19 protein-coding genes and 2 pseudogenes are annotated in these 18228 nt (G+C 54.2%); 5 read left to right on the top strand and 16 right to left on the bottom strand.

Going from position 1 to position 18228, the window contains the following annotated elements; all coding sequences use genetic code 11:
* Positions 1 to 138 precede the first annotated feature (138 nt).
* The 6 genes from KXR87_RS15545 to KXR87_RS15520 all read right to left on the bottom strand — a co-directional run bounded on the left by KXR87_RS15545 (position 139) and on the right by KXR87_RS15520 (position 6279).
* Positions 139 to 966 carry a universal stress protein gene (locus KXR87_RS15545; RefSeq protein WP_437433130.1) on the bottom strand — a complete coding sequence of 276 codons (828 nt, stop codon included), beginning with the start codon at positions 964 to 966 and terminating at the stop codon, positions 139 to 141.
* Between the two features lie 18 nt (positions 967 to 984).
* Complete coding sequence (locus KXR87_RS15540) at positions 985 to 2463, bottom strand: SulP family inorganic anion transporter (protein WP_437433129.1); 1479 nt, start codon at positions 2461 to 2463, stop codon at positions 985 to 987.
* Between the two features lie 579 nt (positions 2464 to 3042).
* Positions 3043 to 3822: an NAD(P)-binding domain-containing protein gene (locus KXR87_RS15535; protein ID WP_437433128.1), complete on the bottom strand. Its 780-nt coding sequence runs from the start codon at positions 3820 to 3822 to the stop codon at positions 3043 to 3045.
* 88 nt (positions 3823 to 3910) lie between these two features.
* Positions 3911 to 4213, bottom strand: coding sequence for a hypothetical protein (locus KXR87_RS15530; RefSeq protein WP_437433127.1), 303 nt, complete (start codon positions 4211 to 4213; stop codon positions 3911 to 3913).
* A gap of 5 nt (positions 4214 to 4218) precedes the next feature.
* A complete protein-coding gene (gene brnQ, locus KXR87_RS15525; protein ID WP_437433126.1) occupies positions 4219 to 5532 on the bottom strand; it encodes a branched-chain amino acid transport system II carrier protein in 1314 nt (437 codons plus the stop codon).
* Between the two features lie 120 nt (positions 5533 to 5652).
* The gene (locus KXR87_RS15520; RefSeq protein WP_437433125.1) at positions 5653 to 6279 is read right to left on the bottom strand and encodes a LysE family translocator; all 627 of its coding nucleotides are present in this window, start codon (positions 6277 to 6279) and stop codon (positions 5653 to 5655) included.
* A gap of 195 nt (positions 6280 to 6474) precedes the next feature.
* Between KXR87_RS15520 and KXR87_RS15515 the strand changes: the two genes are divergently transcribed.
* The 3 genes from KXR87_RS15515 (at position 6475) to KXR87_RS15505 (ending at position 7847) form a co-directional block, all read left to right on the top strand.
* Positions 6475 to 6927: an Lrp/AsnC family transcriptional regulator gene (locus tag KXR87_RS15515; RefSeq protein WP_437433124.1), complete on the top strand. Its 453-nt coding sequence runs from the start codon at positions 6475 to 6477 to the stop codon at positions 6925 to 6927.
* 193 nt (positions 6928 to 7120) lie between these two features.
* A complete protein-coding gene (locus KXR87_RS15510; protein WP_437433123.1) occupies positions 7121 to 7420 on the top strand; it encodes a hypothetical protein in 300 nt (99 codons plus the stop codon).
* 85 nt (positions 7421 to 7505) lie between these two features.
* Entirely contained in the window at positions 7506 to 7847 is a 342-nt protein-coding gene (locus tag KXR87_RS15505) for a DHCW motif cupin fold protein (RefSeq protein ID WP_437433122.1), read from the top strand.
* Between the two features lie 191 nt (positions 7848 to 8038).
* Here the strand turns inward: KXR87_RS15505 and KXR87_RS15500 are convergent, their stop codons facing one another.
* The 5 genes and pseudogenes from KXR87_RS15500 to KXR87_RS15480 form a co-directional block, all read right to left on the bottom strand.
* A complete protein-coding gene (locus tag KXR87_RS15500) occupies positions 8039 to 8212 on the bottom strand; it encodes a hypothetical protein (RefSeq protein ID WP_437433121.1) in 174 nt (57 codons plus the stop codon).
* 71 nt (positions 8213 to 8283) lie between these two features.
* Positions 8284 to 8773 (bottom strand): annotated as a pseudogene (locus KXR87_RS15495) (GNAT family N-acetyltransferase).
* Positions 8761 to 9042, bottom strand: coding sequence for a DUF1778 domain-containing protein (locus KXR87_RS15490; protein ID WP_437433120.1), 282 nt, complete (start codon positions 9040 to 9042; stop codon positions 8761 to 8763). Before KXR87_RS15490 ends, KXR87_RS15495 begins: the two are co-directional and overlap by 13 nt.
* Positions 9043 to 9144: 102 nt before the next feature.
* Entirely contained in the window at positions 9145 to 10368 is a 1224-nt protein-coding gene (locus tag KXR87_RS15485) for a YncE family protein (protein WP_437433185.1), read from the bottom strand.
* Positions 10369 to 10393: 25 nt separating this feature from the next.
* Positions 10394 to 12499, bottom strand: coding sequence for a TonB-dependent receptor (locus KXR87_RS15480; protein ID WP_437433119.1), 2106 nt, complete (start codon positions 12497 to 12499; stop codon positions 10394 to 10396).
* A gap of 203 nt (positions 12500 to 12702) precedes the next feature.
* On the opposite strand from KXR87_RS15480, the gene KXR87_RS15475 reads away from it, so the two are divergent.
* On the top strand, positions 12703 to 12888 hold the full coding sequence (locus KXR87_RS15475) for a hypothetical protein (protein WP_437433118.1): 186 nt from the start codon (positions 12703 to 12705) through the stop codon (positions 12886 to 12888).
* Between the two features lie 784 nt (positions 12889 to 13672).
* On the opposite strand, the gene KXR87_RS15470 is transcribed toward KXR87_RS15475, so the two are convergent.
* Positions 13673 to 14644, bottom strand: coding sequence for an alpha/beta fold hydrolase (locus KXR87_RS15470; protein WP_437433117.1), 972 nt, complete (start codon positions 14642 to 14644; stop codon positions 13673 to 13675).
* An 83-nt stretch (positions 14645 to 14727) separates the two neighbouring features.
* On the opposite strand from KXR87_RS15470, the gene KXR87_RS15465 reads away from it, so the two are divergent.
* Complete coding sequence (locus KXR87_RS15465; RefSeq protein WP_437433116.1) at positions 14728 to 15252, top strand: RrF2 family transcriptional regulator; 525 nt, start codon at positions 14728 to 14730, stop codon at positions 15250 to 15252.
* A 160-nt stretch (positions 15253 to 15412) separates the two neighbouring features.
* On the opposite strand, the pseudogene KXR87_RS15460 reads toward KXR87_RS15465, so the two are convergent.
* From KXR87_RS15460 to KXR87_RS15445, 4 genes and pseudogenes are all read right to left on the bottom strand, one after another.
* A pseudogene (locus KXR87_RS15460) lies at positions 15413 to 15580 on the bottom strand (hypothetical protein); the annotation flags it as partial.
* 193 nt (positions 15581 to 15773) lie between these two features.
* Positions 15774 to 16514 carry an SDR family oxidoreductase gene (locus tag KXR87_RS15455; RefSeq protein ID WP_437433115.1) on the bottom strand — a complete coding sequence of 247 codons (741 nt, stop codon included), beginning with the start codon at positions 16512 to 16514 and terminating at the stop codon, positions 15774 to 15776.
* Between the two features lie 156 nt (positions 16515 to 16670).
* Positions 16671 to 17522: a LysR family transcriptional regulator gene (locus tag KXR87_RS15450; protein ID WP_437433114.1), complete on the bottom strand. Its 852-nt coding sequence runs from the start codon at positions 17520 to 17522 to the stop codon at positions 16671 to 16673.
* A 575-nt stretch (positions 17523 to 18097) separates the two neighbouring features.
* Positions 18098 to 18228: IS3 family transposase (locus KXR87_RS15445; protein ID WP_437432379.1), on the bottom strand; the 131-nt coding region annotated here is incomplete at its 5' end.

Below are 18228 nucleotides of genomic sequence, written 5' to 3'. Positions count from 1 at the left end.
TAAAGCACCGGGCCAACCTTTTCCTTCTAAGAATACTGGACTTCACGATATGGCAGAAATTTATAGACCGGTTCACGGTCCGCTTTGAGCGAGGAGCGGACGTTCGGATAACGGGCCTGAAAGCCAGGCCCGTGCGCTTCATCGCAGCATCAGCAGAGCCTGACGACTTTCTGACAGCATCTCTGTGGTGTGGCTGCCGATAAAGAACCGGCGCAGCTGTGAATGGCCATAAGCCCCCATCACCGTCAGGTCGATGCCATTCTCATCGGCATACCGGCATAACGCGCCGGTGACAGATTTATCCTTCAGTAGCTGGGCTGCCGTGACGATCCCAGCATCCTGCAGGATCGCTTGCGCATCCTGCAGCGTCGACGCTTCGCCGTTAACCATGACCAGATGACAGGTCAGGCCGCTCAGCAGCGGGCTAACGGTCAGGCGCATCAGGTTTTCCCGGCTCGCCTCACTGCCGTCATACGCAAACATGACCCGTGACGGCGTCGAAAAGGTTTCCGGCACGACCAGCACCGGCCGCTTCTGCAACCGGATGACGCTTTCCAGGTGACTGCCAACCGGATTCCGGGAGCCTCTGCGGCCCAGCACCATCAGGCGGATACCGCCCAGCTCTGCCAGGATCTCATCCAGCGCGCCGTGCTTTTGCATCAGCCGGGCCTCCGGCTGTCCGGCCTGCTTCAGCAGCGCCGCACAATCAGTCAGCACGGCCTTTCCCTGTGCCATCAGCAGGCGACTGCGCTCGCCTTCGAGGCGGACTAGCTCTTCAGTCAGCTGCTCCCGGCTGTCGATGCCAATGGTGCCGGTCAGGTCGGACACGGCGGGAGGATCATTTTTTTCCAGCACGTGCATCAGGGCAAGCGGCACGTCCAGCTTACCGGCCGCCCAAGCCGCATACTCACAGACCGGGCGGGTTGACGGCGAGCCGTCCACGCAGGCAATAACGGTGTTATTCATGTTGAATTCTCCTGTGAATTAATGGCCGCCCATCAGCTTCTCAACTTCTTCGGGTTTGTCATGCACGCCAAAGCGGTCAACGAGGGTCCGGGTTGCGTCGTTCATACCCCTGATTTCCACCTCCGTGCCCTCGCGGCGGAACTTGATCACGATGCGGTCCAGCGCGCTGACCGACGTAATGTCCCAGAAGTGGGCGTGCGTCACGTCGATCACCACGCGATCCAGCGCCTCGCGGAAGTCGAAGTGGCTGGTAAACCGGTCAGACGAGGCAAAGAAGACCTGGCCGGTCACGGTGTAAGTACGAGTATCGCCCTTCAGCTCAGAGGAAACTGCCATGAAGCGGGCGACCTTGGTGGCGAAGTTCAGCGAGGCAATCAGCACGCCGGTCAGCACGCCAAATGCCAGGTTATGCGTGGCCACCACCACCACCACGGTTGCCAGCATCACCACACTGGTTGACAGAGGATGGGATCGCAGGTTGCTGATGGAGCGCCAGGAGAAGGTACCTATGGAGACCATAATCATCACCGCAACCAGCGCCGCCATCGGTATCTGTGAAACCCACTGGCGCAGGAAGATAATGAGACAGAGCAGCACCACGCCGGCGGTCAGCGTGGAAAGACGCCCGCGTCCGCCGGACTTCACGTTAATCACCGACTGGCCAATCATGGCGCAACCCGCCATGCCGCCGATGAACGAGGTGCAGATATTGGCAATACCCTGCGCCTTGCACTCGCGGTTCTTGTCGCTCGGCGTGTCGGTCATGTCGTCCACGATGGTAGCGGTCATCATCGACTCCAGCAGCCCCACCACGGCAAGCCCGGCGGAATACGGCAAAATAATCAGCAGCGTGTCGAGGTTAAGCGGGATGTCAGGAATGAGGAATACCGGTAGGCTGTCCGGCAATTTGCCCATATCGCCCACGGTGCGCACGTCAAGGTGCAGCCACATGGAAATGGCGGTCAGCACGATGATGCAGACCAGGGGTGAGGGGATGGTTTTATTCAGGTACGGGAAGAGATATATGATACCAAGGCCGGCAGCGGTAAGAACATATACGTGCCAGGTGACGTTGGTGAGTTCCGGCAGCTGCGCCATGAATATCAGTATCGCCAGCGCATTCACGAAGCCGGTTACCACCGAGCGCGACACGTAGCGCATCAGGCTGCCGAGCTTCAGGTAGCCAGCAATCAGCTGGAACATGCCGGTCAGTACGGAGGCGGCGAGTAAATACTGCAACCCATGGTCTTTCACCAGCGTGACCATCAGCAGCGCCATCGCACCGGTGGAAGAGGAAATCATCGCCGTGCGGCCACCAAAGAAGGCTATAACGATGGGGATACAGAAAGCGGAATAGAGACCGACCTGCGGATCTACGCCAGCGATGATGGAAAAGGCGATCGCTTCCGGAATAAGCGCGAGCGCGACCACAATACCGGCGAGGACGTCACCACGGACGTTACCCAGCCAGTCCTTACGCGTCGAGGACAGCAACATAGTAGTTTCTCAGTTTTTGAATGCAGTCAGCCCGTGAGGGCAAAATTTATGTACGAAAAAGCACATCCGCAGACGGGATGTTTTTGAGTGCGCGACTGAGGTTACTCAGTGCGACAGAGAGGGGTACGACTCAGGGTGGCGTAATACGCATGATAATTTTTTTAACTCCTTTACAGGCATTTATGCACCTTAAGGAACCAGAAAGACCGGCTGTACAGGCTTTCAGCGCTGGTCACGAATGCCCGCCGGGCAGATCACAGTCAGAGCTGTCCCAGCAAAAAGCCTTTTTACTGTACACGAAGCGTAAATGGGGTCAATGCGCGGAGGATGAAAAATGCCCGCAAAGCACGCTGTCATCGGTTTAAATCGGCTCCGTTTCGCTTCCTTTTACCGGATGTTGCCGGTCATTTTCAACAGGGTTGATAGAATGCATACGGGACTTGAAGTTTAGTTCTGTTCAGATGTCCGCTTTTGGCACGGAGCGGACTGCCTGTAGCGCTGCTAGGTCTGCTTTGAGCGAGAAGTGGACACTCAGCATTTCGCGCCTCCACATTTCAGTCGCCTCGCCTCCGGGAGGGGTTACTTCTTGCATGCCTGCTTTTCGGCACGTAGAGATTGAACGACCGCATCGGCCGCCGTTACCCATGGCTGCAGACTATGCTGCTCATGAAGGATATCGAGTCCCTGCGCGGTAAATGTTCCTTCGTTGGCGATGGCCTGAAGCATAGTCTCAAGGGGCGCGCTGGCGTTGTGGATTCCATAATCGGCACAGTCGCGCATAGCACCGAGCACAAGGGCGCGTGCATGATGCTGAGGCATGCCTTTTTCCACCAACCAGCCCTGCAGGCCGTCAGCGAGGCCGTAAAGCCAGCCGTTCATGCACATGCTGACCGTCGCCAGCTCAAACCAGTCTTCGTTTTCCAGAACGGTTACGTTACCGAGAGCAGAAAAATACGACCGGATGTTGTCTTCACAGGCTGTCAGCACAACCGTGGTCCGGTTAATTTCGGCGGCATAAGTTAGCATCATTCTCACCACACGTTGATGGCTGAACAGCGTCTGCAGTTGTGCCGAGCTGACACCGGCTACAAGCGAAACCAGCAACTGATGAGGACGCAGCCTTATTTCTGACGCCAGGTGTTTCAGCGCATCGGGCCGGACGCCCACAATCAGTATGTCAGCTTCCTCAGCGACTGACTGATTGTTTACCGCCACGCGACAACCGAAGGTTTCCCGTAGCCTGTCGGCGCGCCCTGCATTCCTGGGTGACAGTACAACTTCAGCTGTAGCGCCTTTTCGGTAGAGACCCGCCACAACTTTCTCCGTCAGCTCACCCACGCCAAGAATACCTGCTTTCATTTGCCGCTCCTCATGTTCCAGACAGGCGAAATGGCCTGTTTCATACTGTTCCTTTCCCCGCCGGACATGCCCGCCCGGAGGGGCAATGTCAGTAAGTTATCCGGTATACACCCTCAAACCAGGGTGTGCCACATCGCAGATAGATGCCGTTGCGTTTTTTAACTAACTCAGGCTGCGTCAATGGCAGACGGCATATTTCCCGCGCAGCCTGCAGCGTCAGCAGACGAATGTCATCAACGTATCTCGTCCGGGCCAGCGCAGCCGGATAGCTTTTTCCGGTGCGCCAGAGGGCATTTTCCAGCCCGCTAAAGACGATAAAGAACACCGCCATCAGGCAAGGCAAAAGCACTGCGCCCGTTACCTTCTGCCGCGCGACGTTAAGCTCTGTCATTGCCGCTATCCCTTTTCAGCCACGGATGAAGGTGAACGCCAGCGCTCGGCGGCCGCCGCCGCGATCAAAACCACAAGAGAAGGCAGCACCCAGGCGAGCCCCTGGTTATGAAGGGGAAGATACTGCACCAGCCTAAAGGGCCACACACTGATGCCGGCCGAAGAAAGCGCGTCAGCAATGCCGAACACAAAGGATACCAGCGCGGCGGGCGCGATGACACGGGTATGAGAGTAAAAACGTGTCCGGATGAAGTAAGTCAGGACGAGTACGATAAAGACCGGATACACCGCCGTCAGCGCCGGCACCGAGAAAGCGATAAGCTGCGTCAGGCCCATATTGGAAACCAGCATGGAGAACGCAGCGAAGAACCAGGCATAAGCACGATAGCTGATACGGGTCACGGAACTGAACCAGGCAGCGCAGGCGCAGGTCAGGCCAATGGCGGTGACCAGGCAGGCCAGCGTAATGAGCGCGCCCAGGAACACATCTCCGCCTGCGCCAAAGACATGGTGTACGTAGGCGCTGAGCACCTGCGCCCCGTTGGTGGCGCTTACGGTCAGCCCCGTGCTGCCAGTGCCAAGCCGGAAAAGACTCAGGTAAACCAGCGCCAGGCCGATGCCCGCAATCAGGCCAGACAGGACGGCGTAGCGCGTAATGAGGCGTGCTGACGTCACACCCCGGGAACGAATTGCGTTAACGATAACGAGGCCGAAAGCCAGGGATGCCATCGTATCCATGGTCAGATAGCCGCTGGTCAGTCCCTGTGAAAACGCGGCGGTCGCGTAAGCCCCTTCAGGGGCGCGGGGCTGGCCTGCAGGATATGCCAATGCCGCCGCGGCAAGGACAATCAGAGCCAGGATCTTAACCGGGGAGAGAAACCGGCCAACCGTATCCAGTAGCCTGCCAGGGTGCAGTGAAACCAGGATAACAATACCGAAATAAACCACGCTCCAGACCGGTAACCAGCGCGCGCTGCCGGTAAAAGACTGAATGGCGATTTCGTAGGAAACCGTAGCGGTGCGGGGCGTGGCAAAGAACGGCCCGATACACAGGTAACAGATTACGGCCAGCATTAAACCACATACCCTGCCCACCGGGCGGGTAACGGCTGATAAGGCACCGCCTGCCTTTGCCATCGCAATGGCCGTCAAAACCGGAAGACCGACGCCCGTCAGCAGGAATCCGGCGGCCGCCGTCCAGACCGCCGTTCCCGCCTGCAGACCGATGAATGGCGGGAAAATGATATTGCCGGCGCCGACGAACAGGGCAAAATTCATGAAACCCAGGATAACAATGTCGCTGATACGAAATGTGTTCATCTATATGCCAATGATATGTTTGAGGGGGCCGGTTCCGCATCGCGGTCAGCCCGATTTTTTACTGTTACCGATGCCGGGGCTTTAAGGGGCAGAAGCCGGGCGCGGCATGGCCTGCTGTCGTTACCTGAAGGATGTGTAGAGCTGCTCACCGATGAGCAGGAAGGCGATGGCCATCATGGCTACGCCCGAGAACTGGCTGACCCGCCGCGCCGCCGCCGGACGCGTGCGCAGAATCGCTTTCGAACCCAGCCCGACCGCACTGTAGACAATCGCGCAGTTGATGATCTGTACCAGCCCCATACAGAAAATTTGCACACCAACAGACCAGTTCGCGTCCCGGCTGGTAAATTGCGGCAGAAGTGCCAGGAAAAGCAGCAGTGCTTTCGGGTTCATCCCGCTGATGCCAAACCCTTTCATCAGCGTACGGAACCCGTTTACCGTTTCATTAAAATTTCCGACAGAGGGAACCGGGGGATTACGCAGGACGCCCACTCCCAGCCAAAGCAGATAGGCTGCCCCGGCGTAGGTAAGCACCGTCAGTATTACCGGCGCGCTGGCGACCAGCGCACCGACACCGGCCGCGACGATAAACGTTATGACGACATACCCGAGCAGCATGCCGGAGACCGCAGGAAACAACATTCTGTTGCGCATGCCTGAGGAGATAGCATAGGCCCAGTCCGCTCCGGGTGTCATGACCAGGGAAAATGACACAATCCAGAACGCTGCGAGCAAACTGTAATCCACTTCATCACCTTTTTAATCAGTTAAAACCGCCTACGATTTTATCAACTGCGCAGGGGCAAAACTTTCCTGATTAGCCGGTAATGCCTTATATATTGGAAGATGTTTGCTTATATTTTGGGTTTACTGGAAATAATTCCCTCTGATACATTCAAAAGGATTAACGGCTCTGGTGATTGACGAAAAAGGCGGAAGAGAGTGGACAGAACAGATAAAAAAATCATTGCTGAACTCCAGGCAGACGGGCGGCTGTCCCTGACTGAGCTGGCCGAAAAGGTAGGACTCAGCCTTTCGCCCTGCCACCGGCGCGTAAAAAGCCTGGAAGAGTCGGGCATCATCAGCGGATACCGTGCTCAGGTGGATACCAGCAAACTCGGACTGAGCTTTTCAGTGATCGTTTTTGTGTCGCTTGAAAAGGCAGATCGTAAGGCGGTGAGCAGCTTTGAGGAGGCGGTGGTTGACGTCCCGGAAGTGATAACCGCGCAGCGGCTGTTTGGTAACCCGGATTATATGTTGCACGTTCTGACACGGGACATGGAAAGCTTTCAGCGTCTTTATGATCTTAATCTTTCCGCACTGCCTGGCGTTCAGCGTCTTACCTCAACCCTGGTGATGAAAACTGTTGTCCATAACAGGCCGGTGTTGCCCTGATTTTCAGAGAGCGGTGGCCGGGCTGTTACGCCCTTTAACAGGGCAGGATTTTATGCAACGTCCGCTCCTGGCACAAAGCGGGCAGAATCAGATGAACGTCTGCTAAGAGCAAAAATCAGACATTGGTATTGTTTTCAAGGATACTGAGAAATGCTAACGTCACCAAAGGCTAGACGTCAGGTAACAAACTGTAATGATTACATTGACAGTTGAAAACAAGGAAAGGAAAAGGGTTATGAAACTGAATTTTTATTGGGCATTACCGCTGGTCGTCATGTTTGTAGCGCAGATATTTTCATTTCATTTTTCCAGCACGGCAGAGCTGACCTCGCCGCGTTTTGTGTTTCTTTATGGCAGTTCGCTACTGGCTGGCAGCATGCTAATTGGTTTTACACTGAAACGATATTTGCCCCTGCCGGTATGGACGGCGTTAACCCTGATGCTGATTGTTTTAATCGGGTCGCCGGTTGTAAAAATTCTATTCGAAAATTAATTTACCGGGCGTGAACGTTATCCCCGCAGCGGCAATCCTGTTTTGATCCGGGGATGAAATTCTTATTCACAAGGAGGGTAATAGAATGAAGATGAACGCATTTGCTTTTGGTACATCAAACTGGAATGAAGTCGAAAGAACAGAGCATCCTGGAGAGACTGGCACCGCTTATTGGCGTACACAGTTCTTTGGTAACGAGCCCAATAAAATCCGTGTACGGATGGTTGAATATACGCCTGGCTACGTTGCGGATCATTGGTGTCAAAAAGGACACATCCTTTTTTGCCTGGAAGGTGAATTAGAAACAATACTTGATGATGGGCGAAAATTCATCCTGAAGGCAGGGATGAGTTATCAGGTTGGCGATAACGCTGAGCAACATCAGTCAAGCACCACTACAGGTGCAAAACTTTTTATTGTTGACTAACGTAAACCAGTTGCATCAAAGTCCGCTTTTGGCACAAAGCGGACAGTCAGATTATAGCAATCGCACCAGGCAATGTGCTGAGCAGAACTGCACATACTTTGAGGTATACGCGCAAAAAAGTGGTTCTGGTGACTCTTTATTAGCTTCGCTGACAATCTAAAGTCCTGGCCACTCATCCGGGTTTTGCGTAATTACTCTTTATTTTCCAGTGCCCGTTTAATTAACTCAAGCTTGGCAGTCTGGCGGCGAATTTCCAGTAAGTGGAGCGCTTCATATACTTCGATGCCTACAAGGTTTTGCTCTCCCAGCATATCCAGATCGCGTTTGAGCATCTCGATTTCGTCCTGGGTGATGAAGGGCCGCATAATGTTCTCCTGGTCTTTGATGTTTGGTCCTTTGCTTGCAGGAAAGTAGGACGTGATTTTATGGTTGTTTCCTAAGTAATGTTCGGCAACCTCAGGAAAAGCGTTCTCTCCTTTGTTTGTGAGGGGATAAATCCGTGATGTATGTAGAACTGCCTGGCGCAGTCAGAGAGTGCATGAACCATATTGCCCCCACACTAATGTTCTCAGCCACCGGCAGCAACGTAAGACGGTGCCATGAAGTAAATCAGCACCCATGCCTTTGCTATGTTAATACGTATCAACGGCAAGCCGTGCCAGAATGATGACGGCGACCGGCTCGGGCATATTCCTTCGCAGGCTCCCCGGTGCAATAGCATGGGTGACGCTGCCGGTTGCGAGAGAGTAGAACCCAGCCACCTGAGAAGAGTTTTCCCGTCAAACCACAAATGTTCTGGCTGCACCCATGGACTGGTTTTTCAGTCCCTGCTGCTTTATCCATTCGTCCAGTGCAGCTTCACCACAATGAAACTCAGCAAGAATGTGTGTCGGACTGAGTGGTACCGGCGCCGTTACTTTTCCCAGTGCGGTTTTCTCGCCAGAAGTTTGTCTATCGCAGGATTAGCTGTCACCGGGGCATCCAGCATGTCGATAAATTCGGCGTACTGTTCATCGTTAAGATTGAACATACGGCGGACAAGAATAACGTCCTCAGCGGCCTGGCAGGCCATCTCCAGGATAAAATCGGTACGTGATTTATGGAGAATCTCAGCGGCAGTATTAATCAGGACCCGCTGCGCTTCTTTTGCTCGAATATTGAGCTGGATATTATTATAATCTCTAATAGTGGCCATTCTGATGTACTTTTTTATGAGTAATTGAATGAGTGTTTTTCGTTTGAAACCGGTTTCGCACTAGCCCCGACAGGCGAAGCGCGGCCGGGGATCGTAAACCAGCTACTGCTGAATGCGCACCACGCTCTCGGGGTTGCCGCTTTTTGTCGCATCGCCGTCATTTTTTACCGTGACAAACAGGACGTTTGAGGCTGGATCCAGCGCGAGGCTGTTGGGGTGCGGCGGCAGGTCGACAGTTTGCAAGTGTTTCAGGGTAGCAGCATCAAAAACCGTCAGCGTGCCTTTGCCCTCCGCAACGCGCACGCCGTTACGGTTAGTGACGAAGATCCGCCGGGTACGCTCATCCAGCAGCAGGCCGATCGGCACCTCGTCGGTCGCCTCGCTGGTCAGCACCTCACCGCTGTCTGCATTAAGCGCGAACAGGCGGTGGCCGCTGCTGCGCCGGGTATAGCGCTGCTGCAGATAGTTATTGCGCGGCTTATCGCGATCGATGCCCTGGTCGACCCCCAGCAGCCGATTGCTGGCGGGATCGTAGACTAGGTTCAACAGCTGATCCGCCTGAATCTCTTTCGTGCTCTCAAGCGTCAGGGTGTCAGCATTCACCGTCATCAGCTGACCCTGCATATTGGAGACAAACACCCGACGACCGTTCTTATCGATCGCCACCCCGGTGGCGTAGAAGCCAAAGCCCGGCAGGGTCTTTTCCAGCCTGCCGCTGCGGGTGTCCACTACGAACAGGACGCTGTCAACGCCATAGCCCAGGCCGGGTAGGAACAGACGCCCGGTCTGCGGGTCGAACGTCGCCTCACGCACCTTGTAGAGGTAGTCGTCGACGATCTTAAAGCGTTTCAGCTCCGCCAGCAGATAGTCGAGTCGCGCGCCGCTGATGCCCGCTTTGCGGTAGGCCGCCTCAAGGTTCACCTTCTCCTGAACCGGGATCTGGCCGATGCTGCGGTTGCCGGCGGTATCCACAACCCCCACCGCGCCGTTAAAGCCTTCGGTGAGATAGAGGCGGTTGCGGCTATCGTCCAGCGCGACGCCGAAGCCCTTTACCGCCAGCGGGATGGCGGCCTCAATCGTCAGGGTCCGTGGATCGAGGCGCAGCACCTTTGACTGCGCCTCCTCTTTCCAGTCCGGGGCGCTGACAAATATCGCCTGCTGTTTTGCGCTCCAGGCCATTTCAACCAGCGTCGGGGCCAGCGCTTCACGCTTCATGGCGTCGGGGCGAATAGCCGTGCTCTCGGCCTGGGTCGCCGCGCTCAGGCTGACGGTGGCGACTACCAGCAAGGAGGTCAGCGAGCGGGCGGGGAAGTGAGTCAGAGACATCATTATTATCCTGTTGTCCGGGGGATCAGAAATCCAGTTCGATAGAGGCCCCTACGAGGCGCGAGCGCTGACGAATAGCACTGTAAACGTCGTTACCGCTAATCATCACTTTATGATCGGAGTCGAAAAGATTTTGAGCGAACAGCGTCGCGCGGCCATAGAGGAAGGTGTAAGCCAGCTGGGCGTTGGCCGTCCAGTAAGCGCCGATGCGTCCGCGCGAATCGTTATCGTATGCCGAGTAGTAGGAGCCGGAGTAAGCGACGTTGCCGCTCAGCTCGAGACCACTCATCAGCTGCCAGCTGGCCCCAACGTTGGAGGTCCAGGCCGGGGCACGCGCCAGATCGTTACCCTCTACGCCGCTGCCGCCAAAGTCGGAGATGCGCGTCTTCAGCAGGCCAACGTTAGTGAACAGCTCCAAATCCCATCGCGGGGTCCAGGTTGCGCCGACCTCTGCGCCCCAGGTCTCGACCTTATCGGCGTTGCGGATCGCCGTCGAGTTGCTAGCAAGATAGTAGGGGAGCTGCATATCTTTGTAGTCGTTATAGAAAAGGTTTCCGGTCAGCACCAGATTGGCATCGTCGAGCTGGTGACGGGTGTAGAGCTCGTAGTTCCAAACATACTCCGGATCGTAGGTATAGCTGGTGATCGGCGCGCTGAGGGTGATCCCGGCTCCCCCGGCGTTGTAGCCCCGGGCGATACGCGCTCCGTAGGTCTGATTTGCCTCAGGCTTCCACGCCACGTCCAGTTTGGGCAGGAAGACGTTGTAGGTCTCATCGAGATCGATACGCACGCTGTTGCTGCCACCCACCCGACGGCGATGCTCCTGCTCGACGCGGCTCGACGCGGTGATATCCACCTGCGGCGTGGCGGCCCAGGTCAGCTCGCCATAGGCCGCGCTGGTGCGGGTGTCATCCGTAAAGGTGGAGCCGCCAAAGATGTGGACATACTCATCCTGTGAGGCATCGAAGTAGCGCACGCCAGCCAGCCCGTGCAGGATGCTCTCTGCGGTACCGAAATGCGCTACCGGCTCAACATGTACCTCATGACCCTTGATCTCTGCTCGCGGCAGGCCGGTCGCCACGTAGCGGTTGATGTGGAAACCGGTGTAGATCAGCCGGTTCTCCAGGGTCAGATCGTCTCTGGCTTCCCAGGCAAGATCCCAGATGCCGCTGTTGACGTTGCTCTTAAACACCGGCCGACGCCAGTCATAACGCGCATTGGTCGGGTGCGGCAGCGGGTTATCGCTCTCATTCTGCGGTGCGCCGCTGTCCGAGTGGTTAAAGGTGAACTTGCTGGTAACGTCGCGCAGTCCTGCCGGGTTAAACAGCAGCTTGGCGCGAGCGCTGGTGGTCTGCACCTCGTCCGGATTACCGACCGGATCGTAGGAGGGCAGATCGACATCGCTGCGGCGGCGCTGGCGGTCAACACTGACGCGGAACGCGAGCTGGTCCTCAATCAGCGGCCCGGTCGCCATCGCGGCCAGCTCTGAGGAGTGCTGATTGCCCAGCCCGCCCTTAAAGGCGCTCTCCCACTCATAGTTCGGATCTTTTGAGGTCATCACCACTGCACCGGCGATGGCGTTTCGTCCCTGAATATAGCTCTGCGGCCCACGAAAAATCTCGACGCGCTCCATATCCCACAGCGACTGCGGGCCATACGCCTGTTCGTTGTAGGTCAGGGAGCGGCCATCCAGCGAGAGGCCGAGGCGAGGGCGGGTGCCGCTCAAAAAGGCCCCCGCGCCGGTGCTCGGGCCGGAGCCGTCTACGCCACGAACGGTGGGCAAATCGTTACCAATGCCGATATCCACGGTATTGGCAGTCATGCGCATCAGGTCGCCGACGGTCTCCGCCCCGGGAAGGGCATTGATGCGGCGGCTGTCAAAGACCTCCACGCTGGAGCCGGTATCCAGTATCGAACGTGCCGTCTTCTCGCCGGTAACAATCATCAGGTCCTGATCCTGATAGCTCCCCCCGGTCACGCTGCTTTCCGCTTCCTGCGTACTCTTTAGTGTATCGGCCGCATTAACGGCACCGGGAAGCAGCGTACAGAGTGTGATTAAAAGCGGGGAGAATCCGCGCATCGGCTTTATCGCGGCAGCTTGACGCTCTCCGCAGGCTGTGTGCTTGTCCATCTTGTCTGACTCCGAACCCATAGGTAAAAAAGTAACGCCAAATGTAAAAAATAATTGCAAACGATAATTATTTACATCAGTAAATGCAAATCACTATTATTGGCAGGTTTCACCGAGTCGTAGGAATGGCGTATCGCGCGGAAGAGTTTAAGGAGTAGAGTGGATAGCAAGTTGCCTGGGGGAGCGGTCAGGCTCGGCTGAAAATGATCGCTTCTCAGGGAATGTCGAATGAGTTGGGCGGTGTCATTTTCCTGTTTATAGGCGGTTTACTTGCGACCCTTGGCTGGCAGTGGTCGTTTTTGCTTTATCTTTTTACCTGGGTTCTTCTGGCTATGCAGCTGGCGTTTGTGCCGCAACCATTGACCCCCCAGGACAGAAAGCATGAATGAGAGCACCTGAGAAAGCGAATCGGTAGGCGCAGCTCAATTAGCGCCTGTGCTTTTTGCAGCCCTATTGTCCATGATTTGCTCCCTCACCGGCATTATCATCATTCCGCAGGTATTTAGCTGCATGGCTATTGGGGCGGCTGAAACCGGATACTTTTTGTCGTTTATCTCACTGGTTGCCGTCGGGGCTGCGGCGATAATGCCGCGCCTTATAGCACGCTTACGTGAGTACGGAACTCTGTACACGGCGTTTAGCTGCTACGCTGCCGGACATCTCATATTTTCATTCGCTGATAATGTAGTGTTCTACATCGCAGGCGGGGTTTAATGGGTTGTGGATTTGGTCTGTCGGTGCCGCTTGTGAATCATATGACAGACGGGCAGAGTCACACTCGCGTCCGGGGACGCAACCTTGCCTGGCTTTCCATGGCTATATTCTCCGGCCAGTTTTTATCATCATTCATGGAATTCATCCCGGGCGATTCATCAGTTGTCTTCCGGGGGCCGCGATAATTGCAGTGCGGTAATTGTAGCTCTCATGGTGATACACCTGAAACGTCGCTTTAAACGGTATAACGTCTGTCAGTATCTGCAGCGTCGGCATTGCTGAGTCGGCTTAATCTGGTGCGGGAACTGATGGTGCGAATGTCCGCTCCTGGCACGAAGCAGACCGCAAGAAACGGCGCGAAGTCCGCTTTGAGCGAGAGGCGGACGTCAGAATTCAAAACAGACAATCGGCCGTTGAGTTCGTCCGAAGTCAGCCTGTAGGAAATGCGCACCAGGAGTTTTAAAGCTCCCTCAAAAACTTAATGGTCAACTCTGATATCTTGGTTGGCCGCTCTTGCTGAAGCCAATGGCCTGCCTCCTGAATGACGTAGGAGCCGCGCAAGTCGGAAACCAGGTTCGGCATGTCAGCAATTATTTGATCCATACCAGGGATGGTAAGTCCGGTATCGCGCTCGCCGATCATGAACAGGGCTGGCACCGTAACGCTCTGACCGGCTTGAGTTTGTTGCAGTTCCCAGTTGCGATCAAGATTGCGATAGTAGTTCAATCCGCCAGTGAAGCCTGAAGATTCGAACGCCGCGACCAGTTTATCGAAATCACGGTTGGGTAGCCATTCCGGCAACCCGGACGGTGTCGGGAGGTTTGCCAGCAAGCCGTTGCTCTTCATGACCATGCCGAATGGATTAGGTGTCCCATCGCCCGGCTCGCGCCGCCCGGCTTCGCCACTTGCGGCGAAGATGATCTTGTGGAGAGTCAGGCTCACGTCCCGGCTGAACTCCGCCTCTGCGACATTTGGTTCTTGGAAGTAAAGTGCGTAGAAAAGCTCCTCTTCGGTCTGCGGGAAAACCTTAGAGGGTGGCACGGGTGGCTGTCCCATCATTGGCACGCTGAGCGCGACGACAGCACGGAACCGATCGGGGCGCAGGAGCGCGGCTTGCCACGCAATTGTCGCACCCCAATCATGGCCGACAACTACAGCCTGTTTCTCTCCTATCGCATCAAGGAGTGCCACCAAGTCGCCAACGGCGTGAAAGACTGTGTATTGATCCGCATGCTCTGGAGCATCCGTATTACCGTAACCTCTCATATCTGGCGCAACAGCACGGTATCCGGCTTGAACAAGTGCATCAATCTGGTGTCGCCAGGAGTATTTGGTCTCAGGGAAGCCGTGGCAAAGCAGAATTAACGGGCCTTGTCCGGCATCGAGGATGCTCATGTTAATCGTTCGGGTCTGAATGCTGGTCTCTATCATGGATGCCTCTTGACTGGTTGGCAGGGCAATTGAAAGAAAGGCAATCACGCCCGGTGAAAAATCAGAAATTTACGGCGTAGCATATGCGCTCTTTCTTTAGTGTAACAGTATATGTTACACTAAAGGCTAAAAGTCAAGATAGTGTAACTCATATTGTTGCGGAAGAGTGCGTGATGAAGACCGATAGTCGTCTTGCCAGAATGCTGCATGTCCTTGTTCACATGGGGCTATTGGGAGGTAGGGAAACGTCAGAGCGAATTGCACAGATGCTCAACACAAATCCTGTCGTTGTGCGGCGCACGCTTGGGAAGTTGCGTAATCATGGGATCGTAGAGTCCGAAGGCGGCAGGGGCGGAGGCTGGAGACTTACCCGGGCGCTCGACCATGTCACGGTGCTCGACGTTCAGCTTGCTCTAACCGAGGGAACTATTCTCGCTGCCCCCATCTCACGGGATCATCCTACATGCCCAGTGGAGCGTGCCTCCAATTTCGTACTGGAGGAAGCGCACGCTGCAGCGGAGACCCTCCTCATTGCAAAATACGCTGCAACCACTCTCGCGAAGATAGCAGAGGATGCAAAAGATAAGGCCTCGGCGACCTCGCTCTAGGCTCGCCATCACAATTTTCCGGTTCAGGTCAGCGTTACCCTTGCTACTCAGCAAAAAGAGGCGATTCAGAGCCTGGGCTCCACGAAAGACTTGCCTATGGCGAAGGGGGAGCGAGGCTCCCATTGGCATCACTATTTGTACCGACGCCCAAATAATCTCATTAAAAAGTCCTTTTCTTCCAGTAAAGGTGGGGGACTTTATGGTCGTTGCCTAAATAACGATCGGAGCCGCAATAAAGGGTTCTAACCTGTGTTTGTGAAGTCTCAAATCCTTGATGTATGTAGCACTGTCTGGCACTGTCAGAGAGTGCATGAACCATTACAGCCCGCGTCTGATTTTTTTAAATTACCTTAGATTTGCAAAATCTGCTCTTATTGATTATTTCTTACTTCTGCTTCTGGCACTGAGCGGACCAAACAGTTGGTTATAAGGTCCGCTATGAGCGAAAAGCGGACCTTTTCTGGGCTAAATGTTTAAGCCCTTAATACCCTGAGCAGGAAAACATGGCCAATGCAAAAGGATCATTCCATGGCCGTCGGGCGGACAACTATCTCATTAATATCGACTGCTTCCGGCTGGTTGATTGCAAAAGCGATTGTTTCAGCGAGGGTTTCAACAGGAATAGCCATTTCATGTATCTTTCTGACCTGCTCGGCAACTGCGGTATCAGTTACGCTGGATGGCAAATCGGTATCAACGGGGCCCGGAGAAATAATGGTGCTGCGAATGTTGTATGGGGTCATCTCCATGCGCAGGCCTTCAGAAATAACCCGCACAGCAAATTTGGTCGCTGAGTAAACGGCGGTTGTCGGACGAACACGATGCCCTGCGGTAGAGGCGACATTAATGATGTGACCACTTTTCTGTTCTTTCATAAAGGGAAGCGCGGCAGCAATACCGTAAAGTGTGCCTTTCAGATTGATATCAATAGCACGATCCCAGTCATCGACCTGCAACTGATCCAGGCGGGAGTTGGGCATAATACCTGCGTTATTAATCAAAACATCTATTCGGCCATATACATCAACTGCTTTTGCCACCAGGGCTTCTACATCCTGACGTTTTGATACATCTGTCTGTACGACTTCAGCTTTTCCACCAGTAGCCTTAATTTCATCAGCCAGAACAGTAAGTTTGTCCAGGCGGCGTGCTCCCAGCACTACGCTGGCCCCTGCTGCGCTCAAAAGGCGAGCTGTGGCTTCGCCGATACCGCTGCTGGCACCGGTGATGACAACTACTTTTTCACACATATTACTGGTCATAAAAGATTTCCTTTACGGGGTTACACATAAATAATCATATCGGGTGAGACAGAAAACGAATGATATCTTTCTCATCCGCCATCAGGGTGACGCGATTATAGACAGATGGATAGTTGTGCAATATTCCGTAAAGGCTCAGTTCAGTTATGCAAATATTCACAAGCCGTAAGCAGGCTCAATACAGTTGATGAGGAAATCCACCACGGCGCTGATATGCCTTGCATGACGCACATCTTCGTGAACGCTCAGCCAGATATCCAGAGTAAGAGCGGGACCGCCGGGTTCAACAGGTACAAGGTGGTATTCCTTTGCCAGATAATCGGGCAGCAGGGCGATACCGGCGTGACCTGCTGCCGTAATAGCCTGTATTCTGAGATCATTACTGAAGAAAACTACAGGTCGCCCGGCGCATTGTTTTTTCAGCCAGGCCTGCTGCGGGGTGTCTGCTACTGATTCATCGTAAGCGATAAAGCTCAGCTCGCATCCTGATGCGAGATATTCGGCACTGCCGTAGAGCATAAACTTTACCCGGCCAAGTAGTCTTGCTACCACTGCCGCTTCGACTGGCCGTACCATGCCAATGGTAATATCGGCTTCACGCCGGGTGAGAGAAAGTCGTTCCTTGGTTCCCGTCAGGCTCAGACGAAGACGCGGATACCGTTTGTAAAAACTGCCGATATGCGGCGCAATGAGATTGCCAATGAAAACATGGGGCGCAGCGATGATGACATCACCTTCCACTACATTTTGTTCAGCCCCGGAAAAGCGCTCTAATGAATAGGCTGACGCGCTCATTTGCTCGCCGTAGCGGGCCACCTGGCGTCCATCTTCTGTCAGGATATAAGATCGGGGCCTGCGGTCAACGAGCTTCAGATTAAACGATGCTTCAAGTGACGCGATCCGCCTTGCCACCGTGGCATGATCCACGCCCAGTTTTTTAGCTGCAGAGGCCAGCGAGCCTGTTCTGGCAAAGGTTGAAAAATAGCGTAAATCTTCCCAGTCAAACATAAAACCTCAAAATTAGCTTAGATACTTGGCTATGATGACGGTACCTGCCTCCTGGCTTATACCTGATGCAGTTCTTCATATAAAAAGAGAAATGCACTACTGATATACGTTGAATCAACCATTTTCCTTAAGAGATCCATTTAGCAGAGTCACGATGTACAGCGTACAGTAATAAGGGGGCTGTATTGTGATTTTAGAATATAAGAACGTCTGCCTTTGGCACATTGCAGCCCTCACTGGCTAAACTTCAATTGACTCCGATGGTGAGCTAGTTAAACCTCTTGGCTTCAATGTTGACCGCTTTCTCCCAATATGGAAAGTCCATTCGGTATCTTTCGAAACGTGTCTAGGCACTTCAGGTTGCTGGTAAAATGTCTGATTTATATTAGATGCGTGCTCATAAACTACATAGCCCCAGCAAATAGGCTGCATAAAAGCGAACTTGTTGTGTGAAGAATCACACAAATCCGGCAGGACTACTAATCATAGTAGTAAATCAAGCTGCCATTGGACAATTCCTAATTGACCAAATCATAGTGTCTTTTTTACTGGTAACGTGAATCGCCACGGATAATCTAGACACTTCCGAGCCGTTGATAATACTGGTTTTCATATTCTGTCGGTGACATCTGATTGCTCGAACCATGCCGTCGCTTACTGTTATAAGACATTTCGATGTAATCAAAAATATCGCTGCGGGCTTCTT

The organism is Yokenella regensburgei, assembly GCF_051486985.1.
Lineage (GTDB): Bacteria > Pseudomonadota > Gammaproteobacteria > Enterobacterales > Enterobacteriaceae > CBFFRJ01.
Note: the sequence above shows the minus strand (reverse complement) of the source record. Positions and strands in the feature narration are given on the sequence as shown.